Source organism: Saccharothrix hoggarensis, assembly GCF_042678885.1.
GTDB lineage: Bacteria > Actinomycetota > Actinomycetes > Mycobacteriales > Pseudonocardiaceae > Actinosynnema > Actinosynnema hoggarensis.
This window is the reverse complement of sequence record NZ_JBHTLK010000104.1, coordinates 1-23,492: the sequence shown is the minus strand read 5'-3', so window position 1 is coordinate 23,492 and position 23,492 is coordinate 1. Positions and strand designations below refer to the sequence as shown.

At 73.6% G+C, this 23,492-nt stretch carries 28 protein-coding genes; 14 read left to right on the top strand and 14 right to left on the bottom strand.

The genetic code is table 11. The features are described from left to right. On the bottom strand, window positions 1–929 hold a 929-nt coding region (locus ACFQ3T_RS19975; RefSeq protein ID WP_380724823.1), incomplete at its 3' end, for a protein kinase domain-containing protein. Between the two features lie 195 nt (window positions 930–1,124). Between ACFQ3T_RS19975 and ACFQ3T_RS19970 the strand changes: the two genes are divergently transcribed. Both ACFQ3T_RS19970 and ACFQ3T_RS19965 read left to right on the top strand, forming a co-directional pair. Continuing rightward, a complete protein-coding gene (locus ACFQ3T_RS19970) occupies window positions 1,125–1,490 on the top strand; it encodes an Rv2175c family DNA-binding protein (protein WP_380724826.1) in 366 nt (121 codons plus the stop codon). Window positions 1,491–1,737: 247 nt separating this feature from the next. Next, on the top strand, window positions 1,738–2,118 hold the full coding sequence (locus ACFQ3T_RS19965) for a VOC family protein (protein WP_380724822.1): 381 nt from the start codon (window positions 1,738–1,740) through the stop codon (window positions 2,116–2,118). Between the two features lie 4 nt (window positions 2,119–2,122). Here the strand turns inward: ACFQ3T_RS19965 and ACFQ3T_RS19960 are convergent, their stop codons facing one another. Beyond that, a complete protein-coding gene (locus tag ACFQ3T_RS19960) occupies window positions 2,123–3,145 on the bottom strand; it encodes a phytoene/squalene synthase family protein (RefSeq protein ID WP_380724821.1) in 1,023 nt (340 codons plus the stop codon). Window positions 3,146–3,166: 21 nt separating this feature from the next. Between ACFQ3T_RS19960 and ACFQ3T_RS37050 the strand changes: the two genes are divergently transcribed. Together ACFQ3T_RS37050 and ACFQ3T_RS19955 are read left to right on the top strand one after the other, a co-directional pair. After that, on the top strand, window positions 3,167–3,733 hold the full coding sequence (locus ACFQ3T_RS37050) for an ABC transporter permease (RefSeq protein WP_452603483.1): 567 nt from the start codon (window positions 3,167–3,169) through the stop codon (window positions 3,731–3,733). Next, window positions 3,643–3,855, top strand: coding sequence for a hypothetical protein (locus ACFQ3T_RS19955; protein ID WP_447009999.1), 213 nt, complete (start codon window positions 3,643–3,645; stop codon window positions 3,853–3,855). The genes ACFQ3T_RS37050 and ACFQ3T_RS19955 overlap by 91 nt, the downstream gene beginning before the upstream one ends. Here ACFQ3T_RS19955 and crtI read toward each other — a convergent pair. Next, on the bottom strand, window positions 3,788–5,281 hold the full coding sequence (gene crtI / locus ACFQ3T_RS19950; RefSeq protein ID WP_380724825.1) for a phytoene desaturase family protein: 1,494 nt from the start codon (window positions 5,279–5,281) through the stop codon (window positions 3,788–3,790). The two genes, ACFQ3T_RS19955 and crtI, sit on opposite strands and share 68 nt — an antisense overlap. A 2-nt stretch (window positions 5,282–5,283) precedes the next feature. Next, on the bottom strand, window positions 5,284–6,351 hold the full coding sequence (locus ACFQ3T_RS19945) for a polyprenyl synthetase family protein (protein ID WP_380724820.1): 1,068 nt from the start codon (window positions 6,349–6,351) through the stop codon (window positions 5,284–5,286). Between the two features lie 103 nt (window positions 6,352–6,454). Between ACFQ3T_RS19945 and ACFQ3T_RS19940 the strand changes: the two genes are divergently transcribed. Then, window positions 6,455–7,342, top strand: coding sequence for a methylenetetrahydrofolate reductase (locus tag ACFQ3T_RS19940; RefSeq protein ID WP_380724819.1), 888 nt, complete (start codon window positions 6,455–6,457; stop codon window positions 7,340–7,342). 49 nt (window positions 7,343–7,391) lie between these two features. Here the strand turns inward: ACFQ3T_RS19940 and ACFQ3T_RS19935 are convergent, their stop codons facing one another. Next, a complete protein-coding gene (locus tag ACFQ3T_RS19935; RefSeq protein ID WP_380724818.1) occupies window positions 7,392–7,829 on the bottom strand; it encodes a carboxymuconolactone decarboxylase family protein in 438 nt (145 codons plus the stop codon). Between the two features lie 45 nt (window positions 7,830–7,874). Then, window positions 7,875–8,525, bottom strand: coding sequence for a DUF3153 domain-containing protein (locus ACFQ3T_RS19930; protein ID WP_380724817.1), 651 nt, complete (start codon window positions 8,523–8,525; stop codon window positions 7,875–7,877). Between the two features lie 103 nt (window positions 8,526–8,628). Here ACFQ3T_RS19930 and ACFQ3T_RS19925 point away from each other — a divergent pair, with 103 nt between their 5' ends. Then, complete coding sequence (locus ACFQ3T_RS19925; protein WP_380724816.1) at window positions 8,629–10,308, top strand: DUF885 domain-containing protein; 1,680 nt, start codon at window positions 8,629–8,631, stop codon at window positions 10,306–10,308. An 85-nt stretch (window positions 10,309–10,393) separates the two neighbouring features. Continuing rightward, entirely contained in the window at window positions 10,394–11,023 is a 630-nt protein-coding gene (locus ACFQ3T_RS19920; RefSeq protein ID WP_380724815.1) for a CHAP domain-containing protein, read from the top strand. Between the two features lie 98 nt (window positions 11,024–11,121). Here ACFQ3T_RS19920 and ACFQ3T_RS19915 read toward each other — a convergent pair whose 3' ends face one another. Both ACFQ3T_RS19915 and ACFQ3T_RS19910 read right to left on the bottom strand, forming a co-directional pair. Next, window positions 11,122–11,682: a GNAT family N-acetyltransferase gene (locus ACFQ3T_RS19915; RefSeq protein ID WP_380724814.1), complete on the bottom strand. Its 561-nt coding sequence runs from the start codon at window positions 11,680–11,682 to the stop codon at window positions 11,122–11,124. Beyond that, a complete protein-coding gene (locus tag ACFQ3T_RS19910) occupies window positions 11,679–12,179 on the bottom strand; it encodes a YbaK/EbsC family protein (protein WP_380724813.1) in 501 nt (166 codons plus the stop codon). Before ACFQ3T_RS19910 ends, ACFQ3T_RS19915 begins: the two co-directional genes overlap by 4 nt. A gap of 182 nt (window positions 12,180–12,361) precedes the next feature. Between ACFQ3T_RS19910 and ACFQ3T_RS19905 the strand changes: the two genes are divergently transcribed. From ACFQ3T_RS19905 to ACFQ3T_RS19895, 3 genes are all read left to right on the top strand, one after another. Continuing rightward, on the top strand, window positions 12,362–12,775 hold the full coding sequence (locus tag ACFQ3T_RS19905; RefSeq protein ID WP_380724812.1) for an SAV_6107 family HEPN domain-containing protein: 414 nt from the start codon (window positions 12,362–12,364) through the stop codon (window positions 12,773–12,775). Next, window positions 12,772–13,536, top strand: coding sequence for a maleylpyruvate isomerase N-terminal domain-containing protein (locus ACFQ3T_RS19900; protein ID WP_380724811.1), 765 nt, complete (start codon window positions 12,772–12,774; stop codon window positions 13,534–13,536). Before ACFQ3T_RS19905 ends, ACFQ3T_RS19900 begins: the two co-directional genes overlap by 4 nt. Before the next feature lie 123 nt (window positions 13,537–13,659). After that, window positions 13,660–14,214, top strand: a complete 555-nt coding sequence (locus ACFQ3T_RS19895) for a hypothetical protein (RefSeq protein ID WP_380724810.1) — start codon at window positions 13,660–13,662, stop codon at window positions 14,212–14,214. A gap of 33 nt (window positions 14,215–14,247) precedes the next feature. Here ACFQ3T_RS19895 and ACFQ3T_RS19890 read toward each other — a convergent pair whose 3' ends face one another. Next, window positions 14,248–15,822, bottom strand: a complete 1,575-nt coding sequence (locus ACFQ3T_RS19890) for an alkaline phosphatase D family protein (protein WP_380724809.1) — start codon at window positions 15,820–15,822, stop codon at window positions 14,248–14,250. Between the two features lie 24 nt (window positions 15,823–15,846). Here ACFQ3T_RS19890 and ACFQ3T_RS19885 point away from each other — a divergent pair, with 24 nt between their 5' ends. Together ACFQ3T_RS19885 and ACFQ3T_RS19880 are read left to right on the top strand one after the other, a co-directional pair. Further along, on the top strand, window positions 15,847–16,557 hold the full coding sequence (locus ACFQ3T_RS19885) for a VOC family protein (RefSeq protein WP_380724808.1): 711 nt from the start codon (window positions 15,847–15,849) through the stop codon (window positions 16,555–16,557). Between the two features lie 180 nt (window positions 16,558–16,737). After that, window positions 16,738–17,862 carry a hypothetical protein gene (locus ACFQ3T_RS19880; RefSeq protein ID WP_380724807.1) on the top strand — a complete coding sequence of 375 codons (1,125 nt, stop codon included), beginning with the start codon at window positions 16,738–16,740 and terminating at the stop codon, window positions 17,860–17,862. Between the two features lie 37 nt (window positions 17,863–17,899). Here ACFQ3T_RS19880 and ACFQ3T_RS19875 read toward each other — a convergent pair whose 3' ends face one another. The 3 genes from ACFQ3T_RS19875 to ACFQ3T_RS19865 form a co-directional block, all read right to left on the bottom strand. Next, a complete protein-coding gene (locus ACFQ3T_RS19875; RefSeq protein WP_380724806.1) occupies window positions 17,900–18,796 on the bottom strand; it encodes an RNA polymerase sigma-70 factor in 897 nt (298 codons plus the stop codon). A 76-nt stretch (window positions 18,797–18,872) separates the two neighbouring features. Continuing rightward, window positions 18,873–20,078: an NAD(P)/FAD-dependent oxidoreductase gene (locus tag ACFQ3T_RS19870; protein ID WP_380724805.1), complete on the bottom strand. Its 1,206-nt coding sequence runs from the start codon at window positions 20,076–20,078 to the stop codon at window positions 18,873–18,875. A 124-nt stretch (window positions 20,079–20,202) separates the two neighbouring features. Continuing rightward, on the bottom strand, window positions 20,203–21,009 hold the full coding sequence (locus tag ACFQ3T_RS19865) for an NmrA family NAD(P)-binding protein (RefSeq protein WP_380724804.1): 807 nt from the start codon (window positions 21,007–21,009) through the stop codon (window positions 20,203–20,205). Window positions 21,010–21,126: 117 nt separating this feature from the next. On the opposite strand from ACFQ3T_RS19865, the gene ACFQ3T_RS19860 reads away from it, so the two are divergent. Continuing rightward, window positions 21,127–21,771 carry a GntR family transcriptional regulator gene (locus ACFQ3T_RS19860; protein ID WP_380724824.1) on the top strand — a complete coding sequence of 215 codons (645 nt, stop codon included), beginning with the start codon at window positions 21,127–21,129 and terminating at the stop codon, window positions 21,769–21,771. A gap of 1 nt (window position 21,772) precedes the next feature. Then, the gene (locus ACFQ3T_RS19855) at window positions 21,773–22,768 is read left to right on the top strand and encodes a 1-aminocyclopropane-1-carboxylate deaminase (RefSeq protein WP_380724803.1); all 996 of its coding nucleotides are present in this window, start codon (window positions 21,773–21,775) and stop codon (window positions 22,766–22,768) included. Here ACFQ3T_RS19855 and ACFQ3T_RS19850 read toward each other — a convergent pair. Beyond that, window positions 22,747–23,142, bottom strand: a complete 396-nt coding sequence (locus ACFQ3T_RS19850) for an ankyrin repeat domain-containing protein (RefSeq protein WP_380724802.1) — start codon at window positions 23,140–23,142, stop codon at window positions 22,747–22,749. The genes ACFQ3T_RS19855 and ACFQ3T_RS19850 overlap by 22 nt on opposite strands. Further along, window positions 23,139–23,492: hypothetical protein (locus ACFQ3T_RS19845; protein WP_380724801.1), on the bottom strand; the 354-nt coding region annotated here is incomplete at its 5' end. The genes ACFQ3T_RS19850 and ACFQ3T_RS19845, both read right to left, overlap by 4 nt.

The following is a 23,492-nucleotide window of genomic DNA, read 5'->3' as shown; positions in this document are numbered from 1 at the left end:
GGCACCTTCCGCGTCGCCTCCTCGGCCGGGGCCTCGGCGGGCGCCGCGGACCCGTCGGCCGGCGCCTGGACGGGCACCGGCACGTCCACGGTGGCCAGGCCGAGCGCCGCCCGCGCCGTCTCCACCTCGGACAGGAACGACTCGGCGTCCGCGGGCCGCAGGAACGGCTCCTTGCGGGTGGCCCGGCGGACCAGCTCGGCGACCTCCGCCGGCACGTCCGGCACGGGCGGCACCTCGTCGTTCACGTGCCGGTAGGCGACCGAGATGGCGTTGTCGCCCACGTACGGCGGCGTGCCGGTCAGCATCTCGTAGAGCAGCACGCCCGCCGAGTACACGTCGCTGCGCGCGTCCGTGGTGCCCGTGGTGACCTGCTCGGGCGACAGGTAGGCGACCGTGCCCAGGATCATGGTGTCGCTGGTGACGCCCGCCGTGGACATGGCCCGGACCAGGCCGAAGTCGGCGACCTTCACCGTGCCGCCGGGCCCGATCAGCACGTTCTCCGGCTTCACGTCCCGGTGCACGAGGTCGGCGCGGTGCGCGGCGGCCAGCGGGGAGAGGATCTTCTCCAGCACGGTCAGCGCCAGCGGCACGTCGAGCTTGCCGCGCGCCATGAGCAGGTCGCGCAGCGTGCCGCCCTCGACCAGTTCCATGACCAGGTAGACGCGGTCCTCGTCCACGCCCTGGTCGTGCACCTGCACCACGCCGGGGTGGTGGAGCTTGGCCGCGGCGCGCGCCTCGCGTTCGAACCGCGCGACGAACTGCGGGTCGGCGGAGAACCGCGGGTCCATGACCTTGATGGCCACGGCGCGTTCCAGGCGGGTGTCCACACCGCGGTAGACGGTGGACATGCCGCCCCGCGCGACCAGGGCGCCGACCCGGTAGCGTTGTTCGAGCAGCCCGCCGATCACGTTCGTCGCCGACCTTTCCACAGCGGTGGATCGTACGGTGGGTGGTGCCGACCGATGCTGTGCGCTGGAGCATCCCACGCCCGCCTGTGGGATCGGCGTCAGATCCGGGTCGACGGGGTGGGAAACAGGGGGTGGCCGAAAGGCGACCCGCGGGTGTACCGCTGCCACCCGGTTGGCGCAAGGCGTGGTTCGCGGCGTTGTGGCATCGTGACGCACGTGAGTGCGATTCCTGCCGCTGCGGATGTGCTGGCTCCCGACCTGGAGGTCCTGCCCCTCCCCGAGGTCGCCGAGCGTCTTGCCCTACCGATCAACCGTGTCCACCAGCTGCTGCGCGACGGTCAACTGCTCGCGGAGCGGCGCAACGGCGTCCTCGTCGTCCCGGCGCAGTTCCTCGCGGCCGGCGGCGTGGTCAAGGGGCTGCCCGGCACCATCACGGTGCTGCGCGACTCCGGCTTCTCGACCGAAGAGATCCTGCGGTGGCTGTTCACCGAGGACGAGACCCTGCCCGGCACGCCCATCGAGGCGTTGCGCGGCGACCGCGGCCGTGAGGTGAAGCGGCGGGCACAGGCCTTGGGTTTCTGACCGGCACCGCCCACCCCCCAGACGACGACCGACCACGTCCGGGCGGCACCCCGCGCAGGGGCGCCGCCCGGACGTCGTGCTTCGCGGGGGCACGTCCCGGATGTGGCGACCCGCTGTCCGCGCCGGGGGCCGAAAAGCCGTTGCCCGTGATCGCCTCGTCCCGTACGGTCGCCGATTGTTTTCGCTGGTGGGGTCCGGTGCCGTCTGGACTTCCCGGCGTTGTCCGAGGCGAAGGTGGGTTCGTTCTATGGCGTGTCGCATCGGTGAGCTGGTGCTCGGTTGCCGCGACCCGGAGTCGCTGGCGCGGTTCTGGTGCGAGGTCCTGGGCTTCGTCGTGCTCGACCGCTACGACGACGGCTCGGTGGAGATCGGGACGCCCGAGGGGTTCGGCGGTCCCCAGCCGACGATCTTCTTCAGCCGCCGGGACGAGCCGGAGAAGGGGAAGTCGCGGCTGCACATCGACCTCAACCCCACCGACCGCGACCAGGACGCCGAACTGGAACGCCTGCTGGAGCTCGGCGCCCGCCGGGCCGACATCGGCCAGACGGGGGAGGAGTCGTGGCACGTCCTGACCGACCCCGAGGGCAACGAGTTCTGCCTGCTGAAGGCTCGTCTGAACCCGCTCTGACGGCTCAGCGGCGGTCGGTTGCTCGGGCTGCCGGGCGACCGGCCGCCACGGCGCGGGCCGCCAGGGCACTGGCGAAGGCGGGCACGGCCACGGCCAGGCGACGGCGGGTCGGGACGGCCACCCGGCGGTCCAGGGCCTGGTAGTCGGCGGCGGCCAGCTCGTCCAGGATCTCGCGGTACAGGGTGAGGGCGGTCCGGACGCACGGGCGGGAGACTGGGCGCAGCATCGGGACGCCCACCTCGGCCTCGCGGTACACGGCCAGGGTGTGGGCGACGAGGTGGCGGAAGGCACGCCGGACGCGCTGGTCCCGCTCGCCCGTCCGACGGCACCGCTCCAGCAGGTCCCGGTCGACGCCGTGCGCCGCCAGCACGTCCTGCGGCAGGTAGACGCGGCCCCGGTCGAGGTCTTCGCCGACGTCGCGCAGGAAGTTGGTGAGCTGGAACGCCCGGCCCAGGGCGGCGGCGGCCGGCTCGGCCTCCGCGCGCGGCACGACGGTGCCGAACACGGGCAGCAGCTGCAGGCCGATCACCGCCGCCGAACCGTGCACGTACCGGTCGAGCGCCGCGAAGTCCGGGTACGACGTGACGGTCAGGTCCATCCGCATCGACGCCATGAAGTCGGTGAACAGCACGGTGTCGATGGCGTGGCGGTGGGCGGTGTCGGCGAGCGCGGCGAGCACCGGGTGACCGGTCGGCCTGCCCGCCAGCTCGTCCAGCAGCTGGCGTTCCAGCAGGTCCAGCTCACCCGCCGGGTCGGGTGACGTGCCGCTGTCCACGATCTCGTCGGCCCAGCGGGCGAAGCCGTACAGCGCGTGGACGGCGGGCCGCTGCGCGGGCGTGAGCAGGCGGGTGGCGAGGAAGAACGTGCGGCCGTGCCGGGCGTTGAGCTCGCGGCAGCGGGCGTAGGCCTGGGCCAGGTCGGTCACGCGGACCCGCCGGCCGGGGTGGGTGACGACCGCGCCGGCTCGACCGGTGCGGCGCTCGATCGGGAGAACGGTGTCGCGGCCATCGGCGTCATCGTCGCACAACGGCCGGTGGTCCGGCTCGACATGCCCTACCTGCGCGGAGGGGTGGCTGATCGCTCGCCGAGGAGCATGGTGCGACGCATGTCCGGTGCGGTTGGCGTCGACGGCTTGCGGGTGGCGGCGGGCGTGAGGTCGTGCGCGGGGTCGGGTGTGCCGCGCGGCTCGGTCACCGGGCTGCTCGGGCCGAGCGGGTGCGGCAAGACGACGGTGCTGCGGGGCCGTGGTCGGGGTGCAGGTGGTGGCGTCCGGCACGGTCACGGCGCCCGGGCGCCCCGCGGGCAGCCCCGTGCTGCGCGACCGGATCGGCTGCTCGACGCAGAGCCCTTCGGTGTACGCGGACCTGACCGTGGCGGAGAACCTGCGCTACTGCGCGTCGATCTTCCGCGCGCCCGGACCGGCACGCTCGGCATGGCGCTGGGCCTGTTCGCCGGCGCGTTCGCCCGCACCGAGTTCCAGGCCGTGCAGTTCATGCCCGCGATCGTCATGCCGCAGGTGCTGCTGTGCGGCCTGTTCGTGCCGCGCGACGGATGGCGACCGTGCTGGACGGGATCTCCGACGTGCTGCCGCTGTCCTACGCGGTCGACGCGCTGACGCAGGTCACGACGTCGTCCGAGGTCGACGGCACGCTGGGGCGGAACCTGCTGGTCATCGCCGGGTGTGCGCTCGTGGCGCTGCTGCTGGGCGCCGGGACCCTGCGCCGACGGACCCCGTGATCCGCTGCGCGGCCAGCCGTCCCGAGATCAGCACCGGCGGCACGCCCACGCCCGGCGTGGTGCCGCAGCCCGCCAGCACCACGTTGTCCAGCACGAGGTTGCGCGGCCGGAACGGGCCGGTTTGCGCGAACGTGTGCGCGGCCGAGAACGGGGTGCCCGCGGCGAGGCCCATCGCGGCCCAGTCCCGGGGCGTGACCAGGTGCTCCACCTCGATCGCGTCGCCGAACCCGGTCAGCCCGCGCGCCTCCAGCACGCCCACCAGCTCGTCGCGGTAGGCCGGGCCGACGCGCTCCCAGTCGATGGGGCCGACGCGCAGGTTCGGCGCCGGCGCCAGCACGAACATGCCCTGCCCCGGCGGGGCCGTGACCAGCAACGACGGGTCGCTCATCAACGTGCCGCGGCGGGTCAGCTCGTCGAACGTCCGCTCCCACGCGTGCCCGAAGAACAACGTGTGGTGGGCCAGCTCCGGCCATGTCCGGTCGACGCCCGCGTGCAGCACGACCGCCGACGGCGACCACGTGATCGGCACCGGCCGGCGCGGGCGGTGCCCCAGAAGGCGGTACGACACCGGCAGGTCCGGGGTGAGCACCACCGCGTCGCACGGGATGCGCTCGCCGTGCGTGGTCCGCACCGCCGCGACCCGGCCGCCGACGCGCTCCAACCACGCCACGGGCGTCTGGAAGCGCAGGTCCGCGCCCGCGTCCCGGGCCGCCGCCGCCAACGCGTCCGGCAGCGCCCGCATCCCGCCGCGGGGGTGGTAGACGCCCGCGACCGTGTCCATGTACGCGATCACGGCGTACGCGGCGAGGGCCTTGCGCGGCGGCACGCCCGCGTACAGCGACTGGAACGAGAACACCCGCTGCAACCGCTCGTCGCGCACGAACCGCGCCACCGCCGGCGCGAGGCGGCCGAACCCGCGCAACGCGGCCAGCTTCGCCAGGTGCGGCGTGAGCAGGGACAGCGGCGAGTCGAAGTTCGACCCGATGAACGAGTCCCGCTCGACCTGGTACAGCTCGGTCAGCCAGCGGCGCAGCGCCCGGTACCCGGCGGCCTCGCGGGGACCGGCGAACCGGCGCACCTCGGCCTCCATCGCGTCCGCGTTCGCGTGCACGTCGAGCGTGGCGCCGTCGGCGAAGCGGGCCCGGTAGGCGGGCTCGACGGGCAGCAGGTCGAGCCGGTCGCGCAGCGAGTCGCCGACCGCGCCCAGCGCCTCGTCCACCAGCTCCGGCATGGTCAGCACGGTGGGCCCGGTGTCGAACTCGTACCCGCCCAGGTCGAGCCGCCCGGCCCGGCCGCCGGGCACGGCGTCGCGCTCCACCACGGTGACCCGGCGCCCCGCGCCGAGCAGGTGCAGCGCCGCGGACAGCCCCGCCAGCCCCGCGCCCAGCACGACCACGAGGTCGGTGCGGACGTCGACCGTGCGCATCGTCACGAAGTCCGCTTCGTGGCGCTGATCGCCAGCTCGGCCAGCCGCTCGCCGGCCGGTTCGGCGACCGGCGCGCGTTCCAGCGCCCGCAGCGCCGACCCGGTCAGCTCGGTGATCCGCTCCTCGACCGCGTCCACCGCGCCGACCTCGCGCAGCCGGGCGCGCACCTCGTCCACCGCGGCGACGTCCAGGTCGGGCCGGCCCAGCGCGTCGTGCAGCACGTCCGCGCCGAACTCCATGCCCAGCGCCACCAGCAGCGTCCGCTTGCCCTCGCGCAGGTCGTCGCCCGCCGGCTTCCCCGTCACGGCCGGGTCGCCGAACACGCCCAGCAGGTCGTCGCGCAGCTGGAACGCCACCCCGATGTCGGCGCCGAACGCGCGCAGCCCGGCCACCAGCTCGGGCGAGCCGCCGCCGATCGCCGCGCCCATGTGCAGCGGCCGTTCCACGGTGTACGCGGCGGTCTTGAGCCGGTCGATGCGCAGCGCGGCGTCCGCCGACGCGTCGCCGCGCGCCTGGGTGAGCACGTCGAGGTACTGGCCCGCGAGCATCTCGGTGCGCATGTCGCGCCACGGCAGGCTCAGCCGGTGGAGGGCGTCGGTGGGCAGGCCGGCCGCGAACAGCATGTCGTCCGCCCAGGCCAGGGCCACGTCGCCGATCAGCACGGCCGCCGCCAGCCCGAACCGCTCGGGCTCGCCGAGCCAGCACTGCTCGCGGTGCCTGCGCGCGAACCGGACGTGCACCGTCGGCATGCCGCGGCGGGTCTCGGAGGCGTCCATCAGGTCGTCGTGCACCAGCGCGCACGCCTGGATCAGCTCCAGCGAGCTGACGGCGGTCAGCACCGCGTCGGCCAGCTCGCCGTCCGGGTCGCCGCCCGCCGCGCGCCAACCCCACCAGGCGAACGTCGGCCGGATGCGCTTGCCGCCGCCGAGAACGAAGTCGGCCAGCGCGTCCACGGCGCCGGTGAAGGTCTCCTCCATGCGCGCGCCCAGGGCCCGGCGGTCGGCGAGGTAGCCCGCCAGCGCTTCGTCGACGTGCTTGGGCAGTTCGAGGTCCAACGGGTGGGGCGGCACCCGTCTATGGTCACCTCTGCGGCCGCCGCGCGCCCAACCGGGGGGTCGTCCCAGAACGTGAAAGACGCCTCCCACTGGCCGGACCTACCTCTAGGCTGGTGGCATGACGTCGGTGGTGGAACGCCTGCCCGGGGGCTCGCCCGTGTTCTCCGTCGAGTTCTTCGCGCCGCGGGACGCCGCGGACGAGGCCGTGCTGTGGCGCGCGATCCGCGAGCTGGAAGCCCTCGACCCGGCGTTCGTCTCCATCACCTACGGCGCCGGCGGCTCGTCCCGCGACCTCACCATCCGCACCACCGGCCGGGTGGCGCAGGAGACGACGCTGCTGCCGATGGCCCACCTGACCGCCGTCGACCACTCCGTGGCCGAGCTGCGCAACGTGATCGGCTGGTACGCGGCGGTCGGCGTGCGCAACATCCTCGCCGTGCGCGGCGACCCGCCCGGCGACCCGCACGGCGAGTGGGTGCCCCACCCGGAAGGGCTGACGTACGCCGAGGAACTCGTCCGGCTGTGCCGTGAGCTGGGCGACTTCTGCGTGGGCGTCGCCGCGTTCCCGTACGGGCACCCCCGCTCGGCGGACCTCGACGCGGACACCGAGTACCTGGTGCGCAAGCTCCGCGCCGGCGCCGACTTCGCGATCGCCCAGCTGTTCTTCGAGCCCGAGGACTTCCTGCGCCTGCGCGACCGCGTCGCCGCGCGGGGCTGCGACGCGCTCCTGCTGCCCGGCCTGATGCCGTTGACGACGACGCGCACGCTGGCGAAGACGGTGGAGCTGTCGGGCGCGCCCGTGCCGCCGTCCGTCGCCCGCCGCCTCGACCCGTACGCGGACGACCCGGCGGGGTTCCGCGCGGCCGGGATCGACCTGGTCACGGAGATGGGGGAGCGGCTGCTCGCCGAAGGCGTGCCGTCGCTGCACTTCTACACGTTCAACCGGTCGAAGGCGACCCGCGAGATCGTTGGCCGACTCGGGTTGGTGCCGGCGCGAAGCGTGTGAGGAAGGGCCGTGGTGGGTTGCGACGGGGTGCCGCAACCCACCACGGCACTCAGGCGTGCAGGTGGCGTTCCGTCGCGGAGTCGAGGGTCACGGCCAGGCGGTTGAGGCCGTTGATGCTGATGATCGCGGCCAGCAGGTCCGCCAGCTCCTTCTCCCCGAACGCGGCGCTCGCGCGCTCCCACAGCTCGTCCGGCACGCCGTGCTCGCCGATCCGCGTCACGGTGTCCGTCAGCTCCAGCGCCAGCCGCTCGGTCTCGGTGAAGAACCGCGACTCCCGCCACGTCGACACGGCGAAGAGGCGCTGCGGGTTCTCCCCCTCCTTGATCGCGTCGAGCGCGTGCATGTCGACGCAGTACGCGCAGCCGTTGACCACCGACGCGCGAAGCTTCACCAGGGCCAGGAGCGTGTGGTCGACGTGCTCGGTGACGTAGGTGTTCAGCTCGATCATCAGCCGGTAGGCGTCGGGCGCCACCTTGGCGAAGTTCATCCTCATACCCGGTGGACGGGGCAGCGCGGCGAAGTGTGACAGCGCCTAGGCGACGACGCCGCGGCGGTGCGCGACGATCGCCAGGACCAGCACGATCAGCACCGCCCCGCCGGTCAGGCCGGCCACAAGCATGGTCCAGCCGAAGTACGAGACCGAGTTCTGCCCGGCGTACCGGACGGTGGCGTTCAGCATCGACGCCTGGCCGGGCTTGGGGGCCCACGCGATGGTCGCGTCGTCCTCCTCACGCCCGTTCGTGTCGATGATTTCACCCGGGAAGCTGATTTTCACCTGGATGTCGGCGCGTTCCGGCGGCACCTGGGTCAGGTCGACCGACCCGGACAGCGTCACCAGGTCGCCGGACCGCCGGAAGGACAGCTGGTACCGGCTGGACGACGCGCTGGTCGCCGCCGACAGGTTCCTGACCTCGTCGAACGTCAGCCCGCTGAAGGACAGCTGGGTGCCGACGTAGTCGTCCACCTTGTACGGCTTGGTGGTGACCCGCCCGGCCAGCTCGCTCGGCACCTTCAGCTGGGGTCCGGGGTCGTTGTCCGCGCTCGGCGGCGTGGCGGCGGTGATCTCCCCGGACACGCGGTCGTCCTGCGACAACGCCATCGCCGCGTGCAGGCGGACGCACCCCGTCAGCGAGAACAGCGCGAGGAGGAAGACCGGCAGGAGGAGCGCGGAGGCTCTGGGCACGCGGCCATCCTGCCGGCCGGGTCAAAAGTTGACCGCCGGGACACGGTCGTGCGCTTGGCTAATTACCTGTTGGTGGGATAAGCCCGGAGGTAACGTGCGGCGCATGCCAACCTCCTCCGCCGGCGTGCACGGCATCAGCAACCAGTACGTGGCCGATTACGCGGCGGCGGACCCGCTGATCGCGACGTTCATGGGCGTCCCGGGGCACGACGACCGGCTCACCGACTACTCGCCCGAGGGCCACGCCGCCCGCGCCGAGCTCGCCCGCGAGGCGGTCGCCGCCATCACGGCGGCCGAGCCCGCGGACAAGTCGGAGGCCGACGCGAAGGCCGTGTTCCTGGAGCGGGTCGGCCTGCAGGTCGAGCTGTACGACGCCGGCCTGGCCGAGGGCAGCCTCAACGTCATCGCGAGCCCCGTGCAGAACCTGCGCGAGGTGTTCGACCAGATGCCGACCGAGACCGAAGACGACTGGGCCGTCGTCGCGAAGCGGTTGACCGCCATGCCGGACGCCGTGGCGAACCTGCGCGCGGGCCTGTCCTACTCCGCCGACCAGGGCCGCGTCGCCGCGTTGCGGCAGGTGAGGAAGGTCGCCGAGCAGTGCGACACGTGGGCGGGCCGTTCGGGCGGCAAGTCGTTCTTCGCCGCCCTGATCGCGGACGCCCCCGTGGACGGCGCGCTGCGCACCGAGCTGGAGACGGGCGCGAAGGCCGCCTCCGAGGCGTTCGGCGACCTGGCCCAGTACCTCCGCGCCGACCTCGCGTCCAGGGCGCCGGAGAAGGACGCGGTGGGCGAGGACGTCTACCGGTTGCACTCGCGCTACTTCACCGGCTCCCGCCTCGACCTGGCCGAGGCCTACGAGTGGGGCTGGGGCGAGTTCACCCGGATCGAGGCCGAGATGCGGCAGGTCGCGAACCGGATCAAGCCGGGCGCGACGCTCGCCGAGGCCGCCGCCGCGCTGGACGCCGACCCGCGGTACGTGGTGCGCGGCAAGGACGGCCTGCAGTCGTGGATGCAGGAGCTGTCCGACAAGGCCCTGCTCGAACTGCGGGACGTGCACTTCGAGCTGCCCGACGAGCTGATGCGCCTGGAGTGCCGCATCGCGCCGCCCGGCGGTGGCGTCGGCGCGTACTACACGAGCCCCACGCCGGACTTCTCCCGGCCAGGCCGCATGTGGTGGTCCGTGCCGGACGACAAGGAGGAGTTCTCCACCTGGCGCGAGGTCTCGACCGTCTACCACGAGGGCGTGCCGGGCCACCACCTGCAGATCGCCACGGCCGTCTACCAGGCGGAGAAGCTGAACGAGTTCCAGCGCCTGATGTGCTGGGTGTCCGGCCACGGCGAGGGCTGGGCCCTGTACTCCGAGCGGCTGATGCGCGAGCTGGGTTACCTGGAGGACGACGGCGACCTGCTGGGCATGCTCGACGCGCACCTCTTCCGCGCGGCCCGCGTCATCATCGACATCGGCATGCACCTGGAGCTGGAGATCCCGAAGGGCACCGGCTTCCACGAGGGCGAGCGGTGGACCCCGGACCTCGGCCTGGAGTTCATGCTCACCCGCACCATCACCGAGCCCGCGCACGTGCGGGACGAGATCGACCGCTACCTGGGCTGGCCCGGCCAGGCGCCGTCGTACAAGCTGGGCGAGCGGCTGTGGCTCGCGGCCCGCGACGACGCCCGCGCCCGGCACGGCGACGCGTTCGACCTGAAGGCGTTCCACAAGCAGGCGCTGGAGATGGGCGCGATGGGCCTCGACACGCTCCGCGAGCGGCTCACCGAACTCTGATGCCACGATCCGGTGACCTCGCCTCACGCCGAGGTCACCGGATCGGGTGTTGGATGGGCGCGGGAACGACGTGCAGGGGGAGCGAATGACCAGACGTGCCAGGCGATCGGCGCTCGGCGTGGTGCTGGCGGGCGCGCTGCTGATCAGCGGGTCGCCCGCGTCCGCGCTGGCGCAGCCGGGCGGCTCGGAGCAGGCGGAGTGGCGCGTCCGGCAGGAGATCGTGGACCACGCGCTGCGCGAGGTCGGCGCGCGCGAGGCGAACGGCAACTACTACCCGCAGCAGTACCAGAGCGTCGACCAGGGCATCCTGCGGCCGGCCGAGTGGTGCGGCGTGTTCGTCAACTGGGCGTGGACGACCGGCGGCGTGCCCGAGCGGCCGTCGATGCGCCCGGCGCCGGGCGGGTCCGTCCTCGACCAGGGGCACTGGGCGACGTACTGGCAGAAGTGGGGCAAGGCCAACGGCCGGTGGAAGGACATCGCCGAGCGCGACGTCGAGCCGGGCGACGCCGTCGTCTACGGCAACTACCCGGACATGCACGCGCACGTCGGCCTGGTGGTCGAGGTCAAGTACGACCGCACCGGCCGCAAGGCGACGCACGTCCGCACCGTCGAGGGCAACTTCGACGACCGGGTCGTCTACTCGAAGCTGCGCCCGATCGAGGGCCTGAACGCGGGCAAGTACCTCCAGGCGACGGGCTTCGTCTCGCCGTTCTAGGGGTTCGCGTGGGGTACCTGATCACGCGGCTCACCGTGAGCCGCGTGGTCACGTAACCGCGTGATCACGGTGAACCGCGTGGCCGCGTGGCCGCGTGGTCAGTCCAGCGGGAGCCGGCGCCCCAGCACGGCGAACGGCCGCGGGTCGCCGGTGAACTGGTAGTGCCGCAGCACGTCCACGAAACCCACCCGCCGGTACAGCCGCCACGCCTTGCTCGGCCCCTCCGGCGTGGACAGCAGCACGCGCGAGGTGGGCACGCCGTCCAGCAGGTTGCGCAGCAGCTGCTCGCCGATGCCCCGGCTCTGCGCGGTCGGCAGCACGTGCAGCTCGGTCAGCTCGAAGTAGTCCTGCATCCACTCCTCGACCGCGTTCGGCCCGGCGACCATGGTGAGGCCGTGCCGCACCTGCTCGTGCCACCACTGGCCGACCGAGCCGCGGTAGCCGTAGCCGATGCCGATCAGCTCGTCCCGCTCGCCCAGCGCCACCACGCACCGCCAGCCGTCGCGCAGCATGTGCGCCAACCACATCGGCGCGCGCTGCTCGGCCGTGCCGGGCGGGTACTCCATCGCGCTCACGTAGAGCGCCAGCGCCTCGTCCAGCCGGGTGTTCAGCTCCCGCGCGGAGAGCGTGACGATCCGTCGCGACGGCGCGGCGGTCATCGGGCGACCTCGGCGGGCGTGCCGCCGGTCAGGTCCACGAGACCCGCGTAGGTGGTGGGGTAGACGGCGTGCGGGTGCCCGGCCGCGGCCCACACCACGTCGTACCGCTCCAGCGCGACGTCCACGAACGTGCGGATCGGCGCCGGGTGCCCCACGGGCGAGACGCCGCCGATGACCTGCCCGGTGTGCTCGCGCACGAACGCGGGCGTGGCGCGCTCGATCGAGTCCGCGCCCGTCAGCTCGGCGAGCCTGCCGGGGTCCGCCCGGTGCGCGCCGGACGTGAGCACGAGCAGCGGGGTGGCCACGCCGTCGCGGACCGCCGCGAACACGAGGCTGTTCGCGATCGCGCCGACCGGCACGTCCACGGCCGCGGCCGCCTCGGCGGCGGTGCGGACGGCGTCGGCCAGCACGCGGATTCCGTTCGCTGCCTCGTGGTGGCCCGCTTCGGACAGTGCGGCGGCCACCTTGCGGATGCCGGGGTGGTCGAGTGCGCTCACCTGTTCATGAGACCACGGGCGGTCGGGTTGAGGAGTTCCGGGCCGGCAGGTTAGTCTGATCTCGCTCGAACGTTTGTTCGAGCTATGCCTTGGTGGTGGGGCGGGGGAAGCGCCCCACCACCAAGTGCCGCCGTCTCCCCGCGGCGGTCGTCGCTGTTCCGACGCCGCGAGGAGGCCGCGAGATGACTTCGACCTTCCCCCGTCGCACACCCCTCCCGCTACCGCCGGCGTCGGCGGTGGTCCTGCTCGGCCAAGCCCGGCAGTGCCTGGCCGAGGCCGACCGCGACCCGGTGCCGCACACCCGCTTCGCCACGGCCTACCTGGCCGCGATGCGGGCCGCCGCGGCCGTGCTGGCGGCGCGGGGCCGACCCCACCGGGGCCGGGCCAAGCCGACCAGCGTGTGGGTCCTGCTGCCCTCCCTCGCGCCGGAGCTGCGCGAGTGGGCCGCGTTCTTCGCCGAGTGCTCGGCGACGCGCGCGGCCGTGCAGGCGGGCATCACCAGGCAGGTCACCCCGCGCGCAGCCGACGACCTGGTGCGCCAAGCGGCGCAGTTCACGGAGCTGGTCGACGAGATCATGTACGAGGACGGACTGTGAGCAGGGGACTGGTCGCCTACGACCGCCTGATCGACGTGGTGGAGCAGGAAGCCGAGCGCCTGGCGGCGTCGGCCGAGGGGCAGCGCCCGGAACGCCAGGTGCCCGCGTGCCCGGGGCTCAACCTCGGGGAGACGGCGAGGCACGTGGGCAGCACGTACCGGATGGTGACGACGTGGCTGAGGGAAGGCAGCCAACCGCTGGTGTGGCAGCAGGACCCCGTGAAGGGGCAGACGTTGCCCGAGTACGTGCGGTCGGGCGTGCGGCCGCTGGTGCGGGCGCTGCGGCCGCACGGGCCGGACGACCCGTGCGAGACGTGGTGGCCGGCCGAGCGCAACCACAACTTCTGGGCGCGCAGGCTCGCGCACGAGTCGACCGTCCACCGGATGGACGTCCAGTCGGCGGCCGGGCTGCCGGTGGACCCGGTGGACGACGACGTGGCCGAGGACGGCGTGGACGAGGTGCTGTCGCTCTGGCTGGGCCACCGGCTGGACCTCCTCGGCGTGCGCGGCACGCGGGAGGGCAGCGTGGCGATCCGGACGGGGACGAGGCTCTGGGTGGCCAAGGCGGGCCCGGAACCGGCGCGGGCGTGGCTGGCGACCGAGGAGGAGGCCCGTGCGGCGGACGGCGAGGTGACCGGCCCCCCGATGCAGGTCTACCGCTGGCTGTGGGGCCGCATCCCGGACCGCGACCTGCCCGAGCCGTCCGGCGACCACGACGCGATCGCCCAGCTGTGGGCGCTGTTGAGGCTCGCCACCAAGTGAGACGCGCGCCCGTCGCCGGCCACCCGGCCTCCGCCGGCGACGGGCGCGCCCCGTGCCGTTCCCGGTCGCGCGATCCCGATCGAGGCCGTCCCCCGCCCGGGACGTCGGCGCTAGGTTGGGGTGGTGCAGCTCCCACCCTGCCTCGTGTGCGGCGGACACGCGCCCGACAGCAGCCGCGGGTTCGCGTCGACGTTCGACGAAGCGCAAGCCACCGAGGTGCTCGGACACGCGCCGCCGGAGACGGCGTCGGTGGTCGACGTGGACGGGAAGCGGCTGTGGATCGGGCACGGGTCCTGCACCGGCTTCACCCTGCGGACGAAGGAGCGATCGGCCGAGGAACTCCGCGGCAGGTTGACGAAGCGCCGCGAGCGGGAACGGGTGGTGGAGGCGTACCGGCTGCGTCAACAGGCCAAGGCCGACGCGCCTCGACGAGCCGGCGCGCGCAGCCCCGTCCAAGTCGGGATGAGTCGGGACCAGGTCCGCCAGCTGCTCGGCCCGCCGCATGGGAGCACCACCCTGCAGGCGTACCTGGCCACGTTCAGCGCGAGCGCCGTGCTCGGTGGGTCGTCCGCTGACGAGTACTGGCTGTACCGGCACGTGCCTCCGGGGCGCAACACGGAGATCGCCTTCAAGAGCGGTCGAGTCGTCGAGGTGCGGACTCCGCGCAGGGACGGCTGAGGACGGGCCGGCGTCGGGAGCCGGCCCGCGCGGTCACAGCGCCAGCGCCGCCGCTTCCCGGAGACCGTCGTCGGTGGCGGTTTCGAGGCGGAAGCGGGCTTCCCTGCCGTCGATCTCCAGCACGCCCACCGAGTTGCCGAAGTGCGGGCCGCTGAGCTTGCGCCACGCCACCGGGTCCGGCGAGATGCCGCGCCGGTCCGCCCACCACCGCAGCACCCGCGCGACCGGCCGCGACCAGGACACCCGGAACGCCGGCCGGAACACCCACGGCGGGTCGTTGTGCACGGGCGAGCAGACGAGTTGGTAGACCTTGGAGTCCACCGCCGACGGGAACGACGCCCGCGCCGCGTAGCTGTGGTGCACGTCGCCGGACAGCACGCACACCGTGCCGGGCGCGTCGTCGGAGCGGGCGATCCGCTCCAGCAGCCGGGCCAGCCGCTCGAACGACGCCCGGAACGCGGGCCAGTGCTCCAGGTCCGCCACCTGCCGCACCTTCTCGCCGACGCGGCCGCGCCACCCCGGCAGGCCCGCCATCCGCTCGTTCATCGACTGGAAGTGGCTCAGCGCGTGCGGCATCAGCCACGGCAGCGACGAGCCGATCAGCAGGTGGTCGACGTCGCCCTCGGCGTTCTCCTCGATCCAGTCGAACTCGCGGTCGCCGACCATCAGCCGCTGCGGCCCGCCGAGGATGCGCCCGCTGCGCGTGTCGATCACCAGCAGCCGCACCCGGCCGAAGTCGCGCCGGTAGCTCCACCGCGTCGACTTGCCGCCGTCGACCTCGCGGTCCGCCTGCTCGGCGAAGTCCTCCAGCAACGCCTGCACGTCCCCGCCGCTCGACCGGACCTTGTCGTACAGCGCGTCGCGCGCCAGCTCGTCCGGGCTGAGGTTGCCCAGGTGCTGGTACACCCAGTACGACGCGAGGCCGGCCCGGATGCGCTCCGGCCACCACCGCTTGCCCGCCATCTGCTCGCGCCACGTCCGCGAGGTGTTCCAGTCGTCGCGCACGTCGTGGTCGTCGAAGATCATCGACGTGGGGACGACGGACATCAGCCAGCGGATCTCGGGGTCGGCCCACGACTCGTGGTACAGCTCGCCGTACTCGCGGAACGACACCACCTCGCCCGCCGGCTCCGGTCTCCGCTCGGCCAGCCACCGCGTGATCCGGGGCGTGGGCTCGTCGGCGTAGACCTGGTCGCCGAGCAGCACCAGCGCGTCGGGCCACTCGTCGTGCGGCTGGTCCTTCATCCGCAACGCGTACGCGTCCAGCGCGTCGGGGCCCAGCTTGTCCGGCATCCCCTCCGGCTTCGCCGCGCGGCACGACCCGAACAGCAGCCGTCGCACCGGCGTGGTCCGGATGGACGGCGGCGGGAACGGCGAGTCCGGCCGGGGCCACACCACCTCGTCGTCCAGCCGCACTTCGTACGGCGTGGTCGTGCCCGGCGTCAGCCCTTCGACCACCACCAGGGCGAAGTGCTGCTCCCCGACCTGGAACGTCCGGGCGCGGTGGCCCGCCACGGTCACCGCGCACGCGGCGTCGGTCTCGACCCACACGGTCGCCGAAGTCGGGTCCACGTGCCGCAGCACCGGACCAAGAACCAGCTCAGCCATTGCGCAGACGTTACCTTCGGAACCATGACTACGAGGTGGCACGACGTCGTCATCGACTCCGCCGAGCCGGCCGCGCTCGCCCGTTTCTGGTCGGCGCTGCTCGATCGGCCGATCACCGGCGAGGACGACGACGAGGTGGACGTGGCGCTCGCCGAGGGCCAGGAACTGGTGTTCGTGCCGGTGGGGGACCCGAAGTCGGTGAAGAACCGGCTGCACCTGGACCTGGCGTCGACGTCCCCGGCGGACCAGGAGGCGATCGTGACGCGGGCCGTCGACCTCGGCGCGAGGCCGGTCGACGTCGGGCAGGGCGACGTGCCGTGGGTGGTGCTCGCCGACCCCGAGGGCAACGAGTTCTGCGTGCTGGAGCAGCGGGACGAGTACGCGCACACCGGCCCGGTGGCCGCGGTGGTGGTCGACTCGCTCGACCCGCGGGCGCAGGCGGCGTTCTGGGCCCACGCGACCGGGCTGCCGGTGACCCGCGAGCACCCCGACTACGCGTCGCTGACCCAGGCCGCCGGGCCGTCGCTGGAGTTCGTGCGGGTGACCGAGCCGAAGACGGTGAAGAACCGCCTGCACGTCGACGTCGTGCCGCCCGCCGACGGCGACCTGCCGACCGAGGTGGCCCGGCTGGAGGCGTGCGGCGCGGTGCGGGCGGACGTCGGCCAGTCCGACGTGCCGTGGGTCGTGCTGGCCGACCCCGAGGGCAACGAGTTCTGCGTGCTCACGCCCCGCTGACCGACCGGCGGGAACGCCCCGAGGCCGATCGCCACGCCCGGCACCGTGAGCACGGCCCGGCGGTCGTGGTCGTGGCCGTCCGCGAACGCCGTGACGGCGGGTGGCGCCGACCGGACACGGGAAAATCCACCTTCGCCGCGCGCACATCGGTAATGTCGGGCGGGACCGAGTGCCTGGGGGGTGACGGTGAGACCCGCGTACCTCGAGCCCCGCACGGACGTCCCCGCGGTGGACGACTGGTCCACCCGACTGGCGCTCGACGAGTTCCGCGGCTCCGCGCGCGTGGCCGGTGTCCTGGCGGTGGTGTTCCTGGTCGGCGCGGTCGGCCTCGCGGTGTTCCCCGAGTCGACGCCCGGCACCGTGGCGGCGATCGTGGTGCTCGCCCTGCTGGGCCTGGTGACGGGCATCCTGCCGCTCGCCTACCGGCACGAGACGGCGCCGCGCCGGCGCGGGCTGCTCGACCGGCCGTGGCGTCGCGTCCCGGCGACCGCCGCGGTCGGCGGGCCGTGGGAAGAGGACCGGCTCCTGGTGTTCACCGACGGCGCGACGCTGGTCCTGCGCGGCACGCTGCTCGGCATCCCGAGCCTGGTGCTCGACCGGCAGGAGCTGTTCCTGTGCGGTCCGGACGACGACGGCCGGGCCGTGGTGCGCGTCGCGGGCCTGTGCCGCCTGCTCCCCGTGAAGGTGGACGAGGTCGAGACCCGTCCCCGCGAACGCGAACCGCACCTGGTGGGCCGACCGCTGGACGACCCGGTGGTGGCGCGGGCGTTCCGCGGCTTCCGCTGGGGCACCCGAGCCCGGGTGTGGCCCGTCGCGGGAGCGGCGGTCGGCGCGATGACGGCGGCGCTGAGCGCGTGGCCGCTGTCGCCGGCCGGGCTCGTGGTCGGCGGGCTGCTGATCGCCTTCTCCGCCGTGATGCTGCCGGGCGTGTCGGCCATCGGCGGGCTGTACCGCGAGGCGGTGGCGGCGGCCGAGTCGGCGTCGCGGTGGACGCCCGTCCCCGTCACGCTCTTCCCGCGGGCAGCCGACCACGAGGTCGCCGGGCTCGCCCAGCTGCCGGGCGGCACGGCGGTGGTGCGATTTCCCCTGCCCGACCTCGACCTGGTCGCCAACATCGCCGACACCGGCACGATGTGGATGGCGGGCGACGGCAACGGCGTCGTCACCGTCGGCGTGCCGCGCCTGCCCGCGCTGATGATCGCGGTGGTGCGACCGGACAGCGACGACTCGGACGACACGCCGCCCCCGTGGCTCCTGCGCACCCTCGAACCGTCGTGGGACGACGTGCCGGCGCTGCGGGCCTGAGCCGTCCGGCCCGCGGCGCCGGTCGTGGAACCGGTCGTCAGCGCAGGGTCAGCAGGGTCTCCGACTCGACGCGGGTCAGCTTCTCCGGGTTGCGGACGTAGTAGATGCCGGTGATGCGCCCCTCGTCGACCCGGATCGCCATGATGCCGTCGATCTCGCCGTCCATCCGCAGCACCAGGGCCGGGTTGCCGTTGACCGTGGTCAGCTCGCAGGTGAGCGCGCCCTTGAGCTTGAGGAGACCGGCGCGGACGAGGCGGGTGACCTTGTCGGCCCCGAAGATCGGGTTCGGCACGGCCTGCTTGACGCCGCCGCCGTCGCTCACGAGGACGACGTCGGGGGCGAGCACGTCCAGGAGCCCTTGGACGTCCATGGTCTCCAGCGCGCGCTGGAGTGACCGGAGGGCGGCACGGGTCTCGCTCGGGGTGACCACGGAGCGGGGGCGGCGGGCGTCGACGTGCCGGCGGGCGCGGTGGGCGATCTGGCGGACGGCCGCGGGCGTCTTGTCGACGGCGTGCGCGATCTCGTCGTAGCTGATGTCGAAGACCTCGCGCAGCACGAACACGGCGCGTTCCGTCGGCGACAGCGTCTCCAGGATGAGCATCAGCGCCATCGACACGCTCTCGGCGAGCTCCACGTCCTCGGCCACGTCGGGGGAGGTGAGCATCGGCTCGGGCAGCCACGAGCCGACGTACGCCTCCTTGCGGCGCTTCAGGGTGCGCAGCCGGTTGAGCGCCTGCCGGGTCGTGATCCGGACCAGGTAGGCGCGCTGGTCGCGCACCTCGGCCAGGTCGACCTCGACCCACCGCAACCAGGTCTCCTGGAGGACGTCCTCCGCGTCGGCCGCCGATCCGAGCATCTCGTAGGCGACGGTGAAGAGGAGGTTGCGGTGGGCGACGAACGCCTCGGTCGCCAGGTCGGTGGCGTGGTCGCTCATGGATCGACCCTCTCTCGTCGTGACCGGCCCAGCCTGCCAAGGCGGCGAGCGCGAGGGGCGCCGAACGGGGCGACGTTCACGCGATCCCCTCCTGCCGCACGGCGCTCGCCGCCGCTTCGCGCCTGGCCCGCACCGCCTGCTCCCGCTTGGCGTCCTTGGCCCACCACTTGCGCGTGCCGGGCTTGCGGGCCTCGTGCCCGAGCTGCCAGACGATGCTCCGGCAGATCAGCTCCTTGGCCTTCCCGCCCGGCCGACCGCCGAGGTGGAGACCCTTGGCCGTGTCGTCCCGGCGCGAGAACTGGAAGATGCCGGCGCGCCGGCCGAGGCTGATGCACTGCCCGAGGAACCCCACCTCGACGGGCGCGGGCCGGGTTCCCGCGATCCGGCTCAGCACCGTCTCGGCGGCCTGCGGGCCCAGCTGCACCGCGGCCTGGCAGCTCATCCGGAACGGCAGGTCCGACGGCGCCGCCGAGTCGCCGGCCGCGACGATGCGCACGTCGTCCATGCTGGTCAGCGTCTCGTCGGTGAGCAGGCGACCGGCGGCGTCGGTGCGCAGGCCGCTGCGCGCGGCCAGGTCCGGCACGCCGAAGCCGGCGGTCCAGACGGTGAGGTCGCCGCGCAGTTCGCGGCCGTCGGCCAGCCGCACGGCGTCGGCCGTCACCTCCATCACCTCCGCGCCGGGGCCTTCGACCACGGTCACGCCGAGGCCGGCCAGCCGCTTCGCGACTGAGCGCCGACCCCGTTCGTGCAGGTACGGCCCGAGCACGTCGCCGCAGACCAGCGTCACGGCGCGACCCGTCTCCGCCAGCTCGGCGGCGGTCTCGATGCCGGTCGGACCTGCCCCGACGACGGTCACCGCCGCGGTCGCGGGCGCGGCGTCGACGGCCGCCCGCAGCCGCCGCGCCTCCTCCAGGTCGGCGATCGGGTAGGCGAACCGCGCCGCGCCGGGCACGCGCGGGTCGGCGCTGCCGCTGCCCACCGCGTAGACCAGGTAGTCGTAAGCCGCCGTGCCGCCGCCGGCCAGCGCCAGGGTGCGCTCGCCCGCGTCGATCCGGGTCACGGTGTCGACCACCAGGCGGACGCGCTCGGCCAGCACGTCCCGGTAGTCGACGACCGCGTCGTCCGAACCGCCGACGAGCTGGTGCAGGCGGATGCGGTCGACGAACGTCGGGCGCGGGTTGACCAGCGTCACGGTGACGTCGGCGCGGCGCGTCAGCCGGTTGGCCGCCATGACTCCGGCGTACCCGCCGCCGATCACGACCACCTCGGTGTTCCCGGTCATGGTGTCTCCCTGGTTGGCTCGTGGTTCGGCCTCAAGACACCGGGGACCGGTCGTGTGTGACATGGAGTGAGCCGGCTCACTCCATGTCACAATAGCGTGATGACTGGTGACGTTGCGTGACGTTTCAGAACCGGTCGACGTGCTCGGTCACCCAGTGCGTGAAGGTGCGCGCCGGGCGGCCGGTCACCCGCGTGACGGTGTCGACCGGCGTGGTGGCCTCCTCGGGCGGGGAGGCGTACCAGCCGACGACGTACTCGGCGTCCGCGCGGGAGACGCCGGTGGCCGTCAGCCGGTCCACGGCCTGGTCGTGCGTGATCGGCGTGAACGTGATCTCGCGGCGCAGCGCCTCGGCGAGGATCGCGATCCGCTCGCGCGTGGTGAGCGCCTGCGGACCCGTGAGGTTGTAGGCATGGCCCGCGTGGCCGTCCTCCAAGAGCGCGGTGACGGCGACGGCGGCGATGTCGGCTTCGTGGACCAGCGCGCTGGAGAAGTCGTACGGCTCGCGCACCACGCCCTCGGCGCGGATCGAGTCCGCCCAGGTCAGCGTGTTGGACATGAACTCCTGCGGCTCCAACCGGGTCCACTCCACCCCGGAGTCGGCGACGGCCTGCTCCACCGGGCCGACGTACCCGCCCCACAGGACGGTCATCCGCCGCACGCCCGCGTCCACGGCGCGCCGGACCAGTTCGGGGCCGACCTCGGCGAGGCCCGCCGTCACGGTGATGTGCAGGTGGGTGACGCCGTCGAGCGCGTCGGCGAGCGTGGCGGGCTCGGTGTGCGTGCCCGCCACCACGTCGACGCCGGCCGGGAACCTCGACCGCGCGGCGTCCGGGTTCCGGCTCAGCGCCCGGACCCGCTGTCCGCGGCGGACGAGTTCGGCGACGACGTGGCGGCCGGTGTTCCCGGTGGCGCCGGTGACCAGGACAGTCATGGTGAATCCCCCTTTTCGTCGTCGCCGACGCTAAGAGCTCCACCAACCTGGAGGTCAACGCGACGTGACGCCGGCCACCCGTGGCGCTCGCACGGGGGAGCGGCTACAGTGCGCGATATGCAATATATTAGTCGGGCGTTGTTCCGCGACCAGGCGCTCACCGCGATCCGCGAGGCGATCCTGGGCGGCGACCTGGCGCCCGGCACGCCGATCAAGGACGTCGAGCTGGCCGAACGGCTCGGCCTGTCCCGGACGCCGGTGCGCGAGGCGCTGGCCCGGCTGACCGACGAAGGCCTGGTGGAGACCAAGCCGCACAGCTACACCAGGGTCACCCCGCTCGACACGACGGCGGTGCGGGACGCGCACGTCGTCGTCAAGGCCATGCACGCCCTCGCCGCCCGGCTGGCCGTGCCCCGGATGGCGGACGACGACCTGGCCGCCATGCGGGTCGCCAACGCGGCGTTCGCGCGCGCCCTGGCGTCCGGTGACGTGCCCTCCGCGCTCGCCGCGGACGACGACTTCCACGCGGTGGCCGTGCGGCGCAGCGACAACTTCGCCGTGATCGCCACCATCGAGCGCTACACGCCGCTGGTCCGCCGCCTGGAACGGCTGCGGTTCGCGGCGCCGACCGGCCGCCACTCGGTGGCCATGCACGACGAGATCATCGCCGCCTGCGCCGCGGCCGACGCCGAGTCGGCGGCACGGCTGGTCGAGCGGAACTGGGCGACGCTGGCGGACCTGCTTTCCGTTGAGGAGAACTGACATGGCACTGGGCGACTTCGCGCGCTACCCGCTGACCTTCGGCCCGTCCCCGGTGCACGAGCTGGAACGGCTGACCCGGCACCTCGGCGGTGCGCGGGTGTGGGCCAAGCGGGAGGACTGCAACTCCGGGCTGGCCTACGGCGGCAACAAGACCCGCAAGCTGGAGTACCTGGTCGCGGACGCGCTGGCCACCGGCTGCGACACCTTGGTGTCGATCGGCGGCGTGCAGTCCAACCACACCCGTCAGGTCGCGGCGGCGGCGGCGCGGGCCGGGCTGAAGTGCGTGCTGGTGCAGGAGAGCTGGGTCGACTGGCCGGACGCCGTGTACGACCGGGTCGGCAACATCCTGCTGAGCCGGTTGATGGGCGCCGAGGTGCGGCTCGTGGAGGCGGGCTTCGGGATCGGCGTGAAACCCGCGTGGGAGCAGGCGATCGACGACGTGCGCGCGGCGGGCGGCACGCCGTACGCCATCCCGGCGGGCGCGTCGGACCACCCGTTGGGCGGGCTCGGGTTCGCCGGGTGGGCGGCCGAGGTCGAGCGGCAGGAGGCCGGGCTGGGGGTGCGGTTCGACACCGTGGTCGTGTGCTCGGTGACCGGCAGCACGCAGGCGGGCATGGTGGCCGGGTTCGCGGGCAGCGGCCGTCGGATCATCGGGATCGACGCGTCGGCCGAGCCGTGCGACACCCGCGCCCAGGTGCTGCGCATCGCCAAGAGCACGGCGGAGCTGCTCGACGTCGAGGTGACCGACGAGGACGTCGTCCTCGACGAGCGGTTCCACGAGGGCATCTACGGCGTGCCCGGTGAGTCCACTGTGGACGCCATGCGCCTCGGCGCCCGGCTGGAGGGGATGATCACCGACCCGGTGTACGAGGGCAAGTCCCTGGCCGGCCTGGTGGAACTCGTCTCGACCGGCGAGATCCCGCGCGACTCCAACGTCCTGTACGCGCACCTCGGCGGCCAACCCGCCCTCAACGCCTACAGCGCCCTGTTCCGCTGATCCGGGTCCTCCGACGCCGGCTCACCACGCCTGCGCTTGATGTGGGCGTCCAACAACCGGACCGCCAGGTCGTGGCCGTAGTCCGCGGCGAACTGCCGGGGGGCGTGCCCCCGGGGGCCGGGTAACTCCGGGTCGGCGCCGTAGGCCAGGAGCACCGCCGTGCACGCCGCGTCGAGGGGTTCCCCGGTCTGGTTGGCGCCGTCCGCCTCCACGTCGATCGCGTGCAGCAGCAGGGTGGTGTTCGACCAGACCTCGTCGGGATCGACGCCCTGGTCCAGCAGCCGGGTCAGCTCCGCGAGGTCGCCGTGCTCCACCGCCCGGTGCGCCGGCGTCAGCGGCTCGCCGTCCCCGATCGGCACGTCCACCGGCTTCACGCCCGCAGCCGCAAACCCTTGGGCGTGGCTCGGAAGCCCGCCTCCTGCAGGATGCCCGCCAGCCGCGAACCCAGCGCCACCTCCCCGTCCGCCCGCTGCACGGCCAGGTGCCCCAGCCACCCGTCGCGCACGGCCCGCCCCAACGCCTCCGCCGCCGCCCGCAACGGCGCCTCGTCCTCGGTGAACGACAGCAGCGACCGCCCGCCGCGCTCCACGTACAGCGTCGCCTCGCCGTCCACCAGCACGACCAGCGCGCCGGACTTGCGGCCCGGCCGGTGCCTGCCCTCGCCCGACGGCTCCGGCCACGTCAGCGCCGCGCCGTAGGGCTGCGCCGGGTCGGCCGCCGCGAG

Excerpts from the sequence above, each read along its gene's own strand:
- ACFQ3T_RS19905 (WP_380724812.1), top strand. The coding sequence starts at position 12,362 with ATGACTTCGACCTTCCCCCGTCGCACACCCCTCCCGCTACCGCCGGCG.
- ACFQ3T_RS19890 (WP_380724809.1), bottom strand. The coding sequence starts at position 15,822 with ATGGCTGAGCTGGTTCTTGGTCCGGTGCTGCGGCACGTGGACCCGACT.
- ACFQ3T_RS19935 (WP_380724818.1), bottom strand. The coding sequence starts at position 7,829 with ATGAACTTCGCCAAGGTGGCGCCCGACGCCTACCGGCTGATGATCGAG.
- ACFQ3T_RS19865 (WP_380724804.1), bottom strand. The coding sequence starts at position 21,009 with ATGACTGTCCTGGTCACCGGCGCCACCGGGAACACCGGCCGCCACGTC.
- crtI (WP_380724825.1), bottom strand. The coding sequence starts at position 5,281 with ATGCGCACGGTCGACGTCCGCACCGACCTCGTGGTCGTGCTGGGCGCG.
- ACFQ3T_RS19885 (WP_380724808.1), top strand. The coding sequence starts at position 15,847 with ATGACTACGAGGTGGCACGACGTCGTCATCGACTCCGCCGAGCCGGCC.
- ACFQ3T_RS19875 (WP_380724806.1), bottom strand. The coding sequence starts at position 18,796 with ATGAGCGACCACGCCACCGACCTGGCGACCGAGGCGTTCGTCGCCCAC.
- ACFQ3T_RS19855 (WP_380724803.1), top strand. The coding sequence starts at position 21,773 with ATGGCACTGGGCGACTTCGCGCGCTACCCGCTGACCTTCGGCCCGTCC.
- ACFQ3T_RS37050 (WP_452603483.1), top strand. The coding sequence starts at position 3,167 with ATGCCCTACCTGCGCGGAGGGGTGGCTGATCGCTCGCCGAGGAGCATG.
- ACFQ3T_RS19965 (WP_380724822.1), top strand. The coding sequence starts at position 1,738 with ATGGCGTGTCGCATCGGTGAGCTGGTGCTCGGTTGCCGCGACCCGGAG.
- ACFQ3T_RS19860 (WP_380724824.1), top strand. The coding sequence starts at position 21,127 with ATGCAATATATTAGTCGGGCGTTGTTCCGCGACCAGGCGCTCACCGCG.
- ACFQ3T_RS19920 (WP_380724815.1), top strand. The coding sequence starts at position 10,394 with ATGACCAGACGTGCCAGGCGATCGGCGCTCGGCGTGGTGCTGGCGGGC.
- ACFQ3T_RS19915 (WP_380724814.1), bottom strand. The coding sequence starts at position 11,682 with ATGACCGCCGCGCCGTCGCGACGGATCGTCACGCTCTCCGCGCGGGAG.
- ACFQ3T_RS19925 (WP_380724816.1), top strand. The coding sequence starts at position 8,629 with ATGCCAACCTCCTCCGCCGGCGTGCACGGCATCAGCAACCAGTACGTG.
- ACFQ3T_RS19940 (WP_380724819.1), top strand. The coding sequence starts at position 6,455 with ATGACGTCGGTGGTGGAACGCCTGCCCGGGGGCTCGCCCGTGTTCTCC.
- ACFQ3T_RS19870 (WP_380724805.1), bottom strand. The coding sequence starts at position 20,078 with ATGACCGGGAACACCGAGGTGGTCGTGATCGGCGGCGGGTACGCCGGA.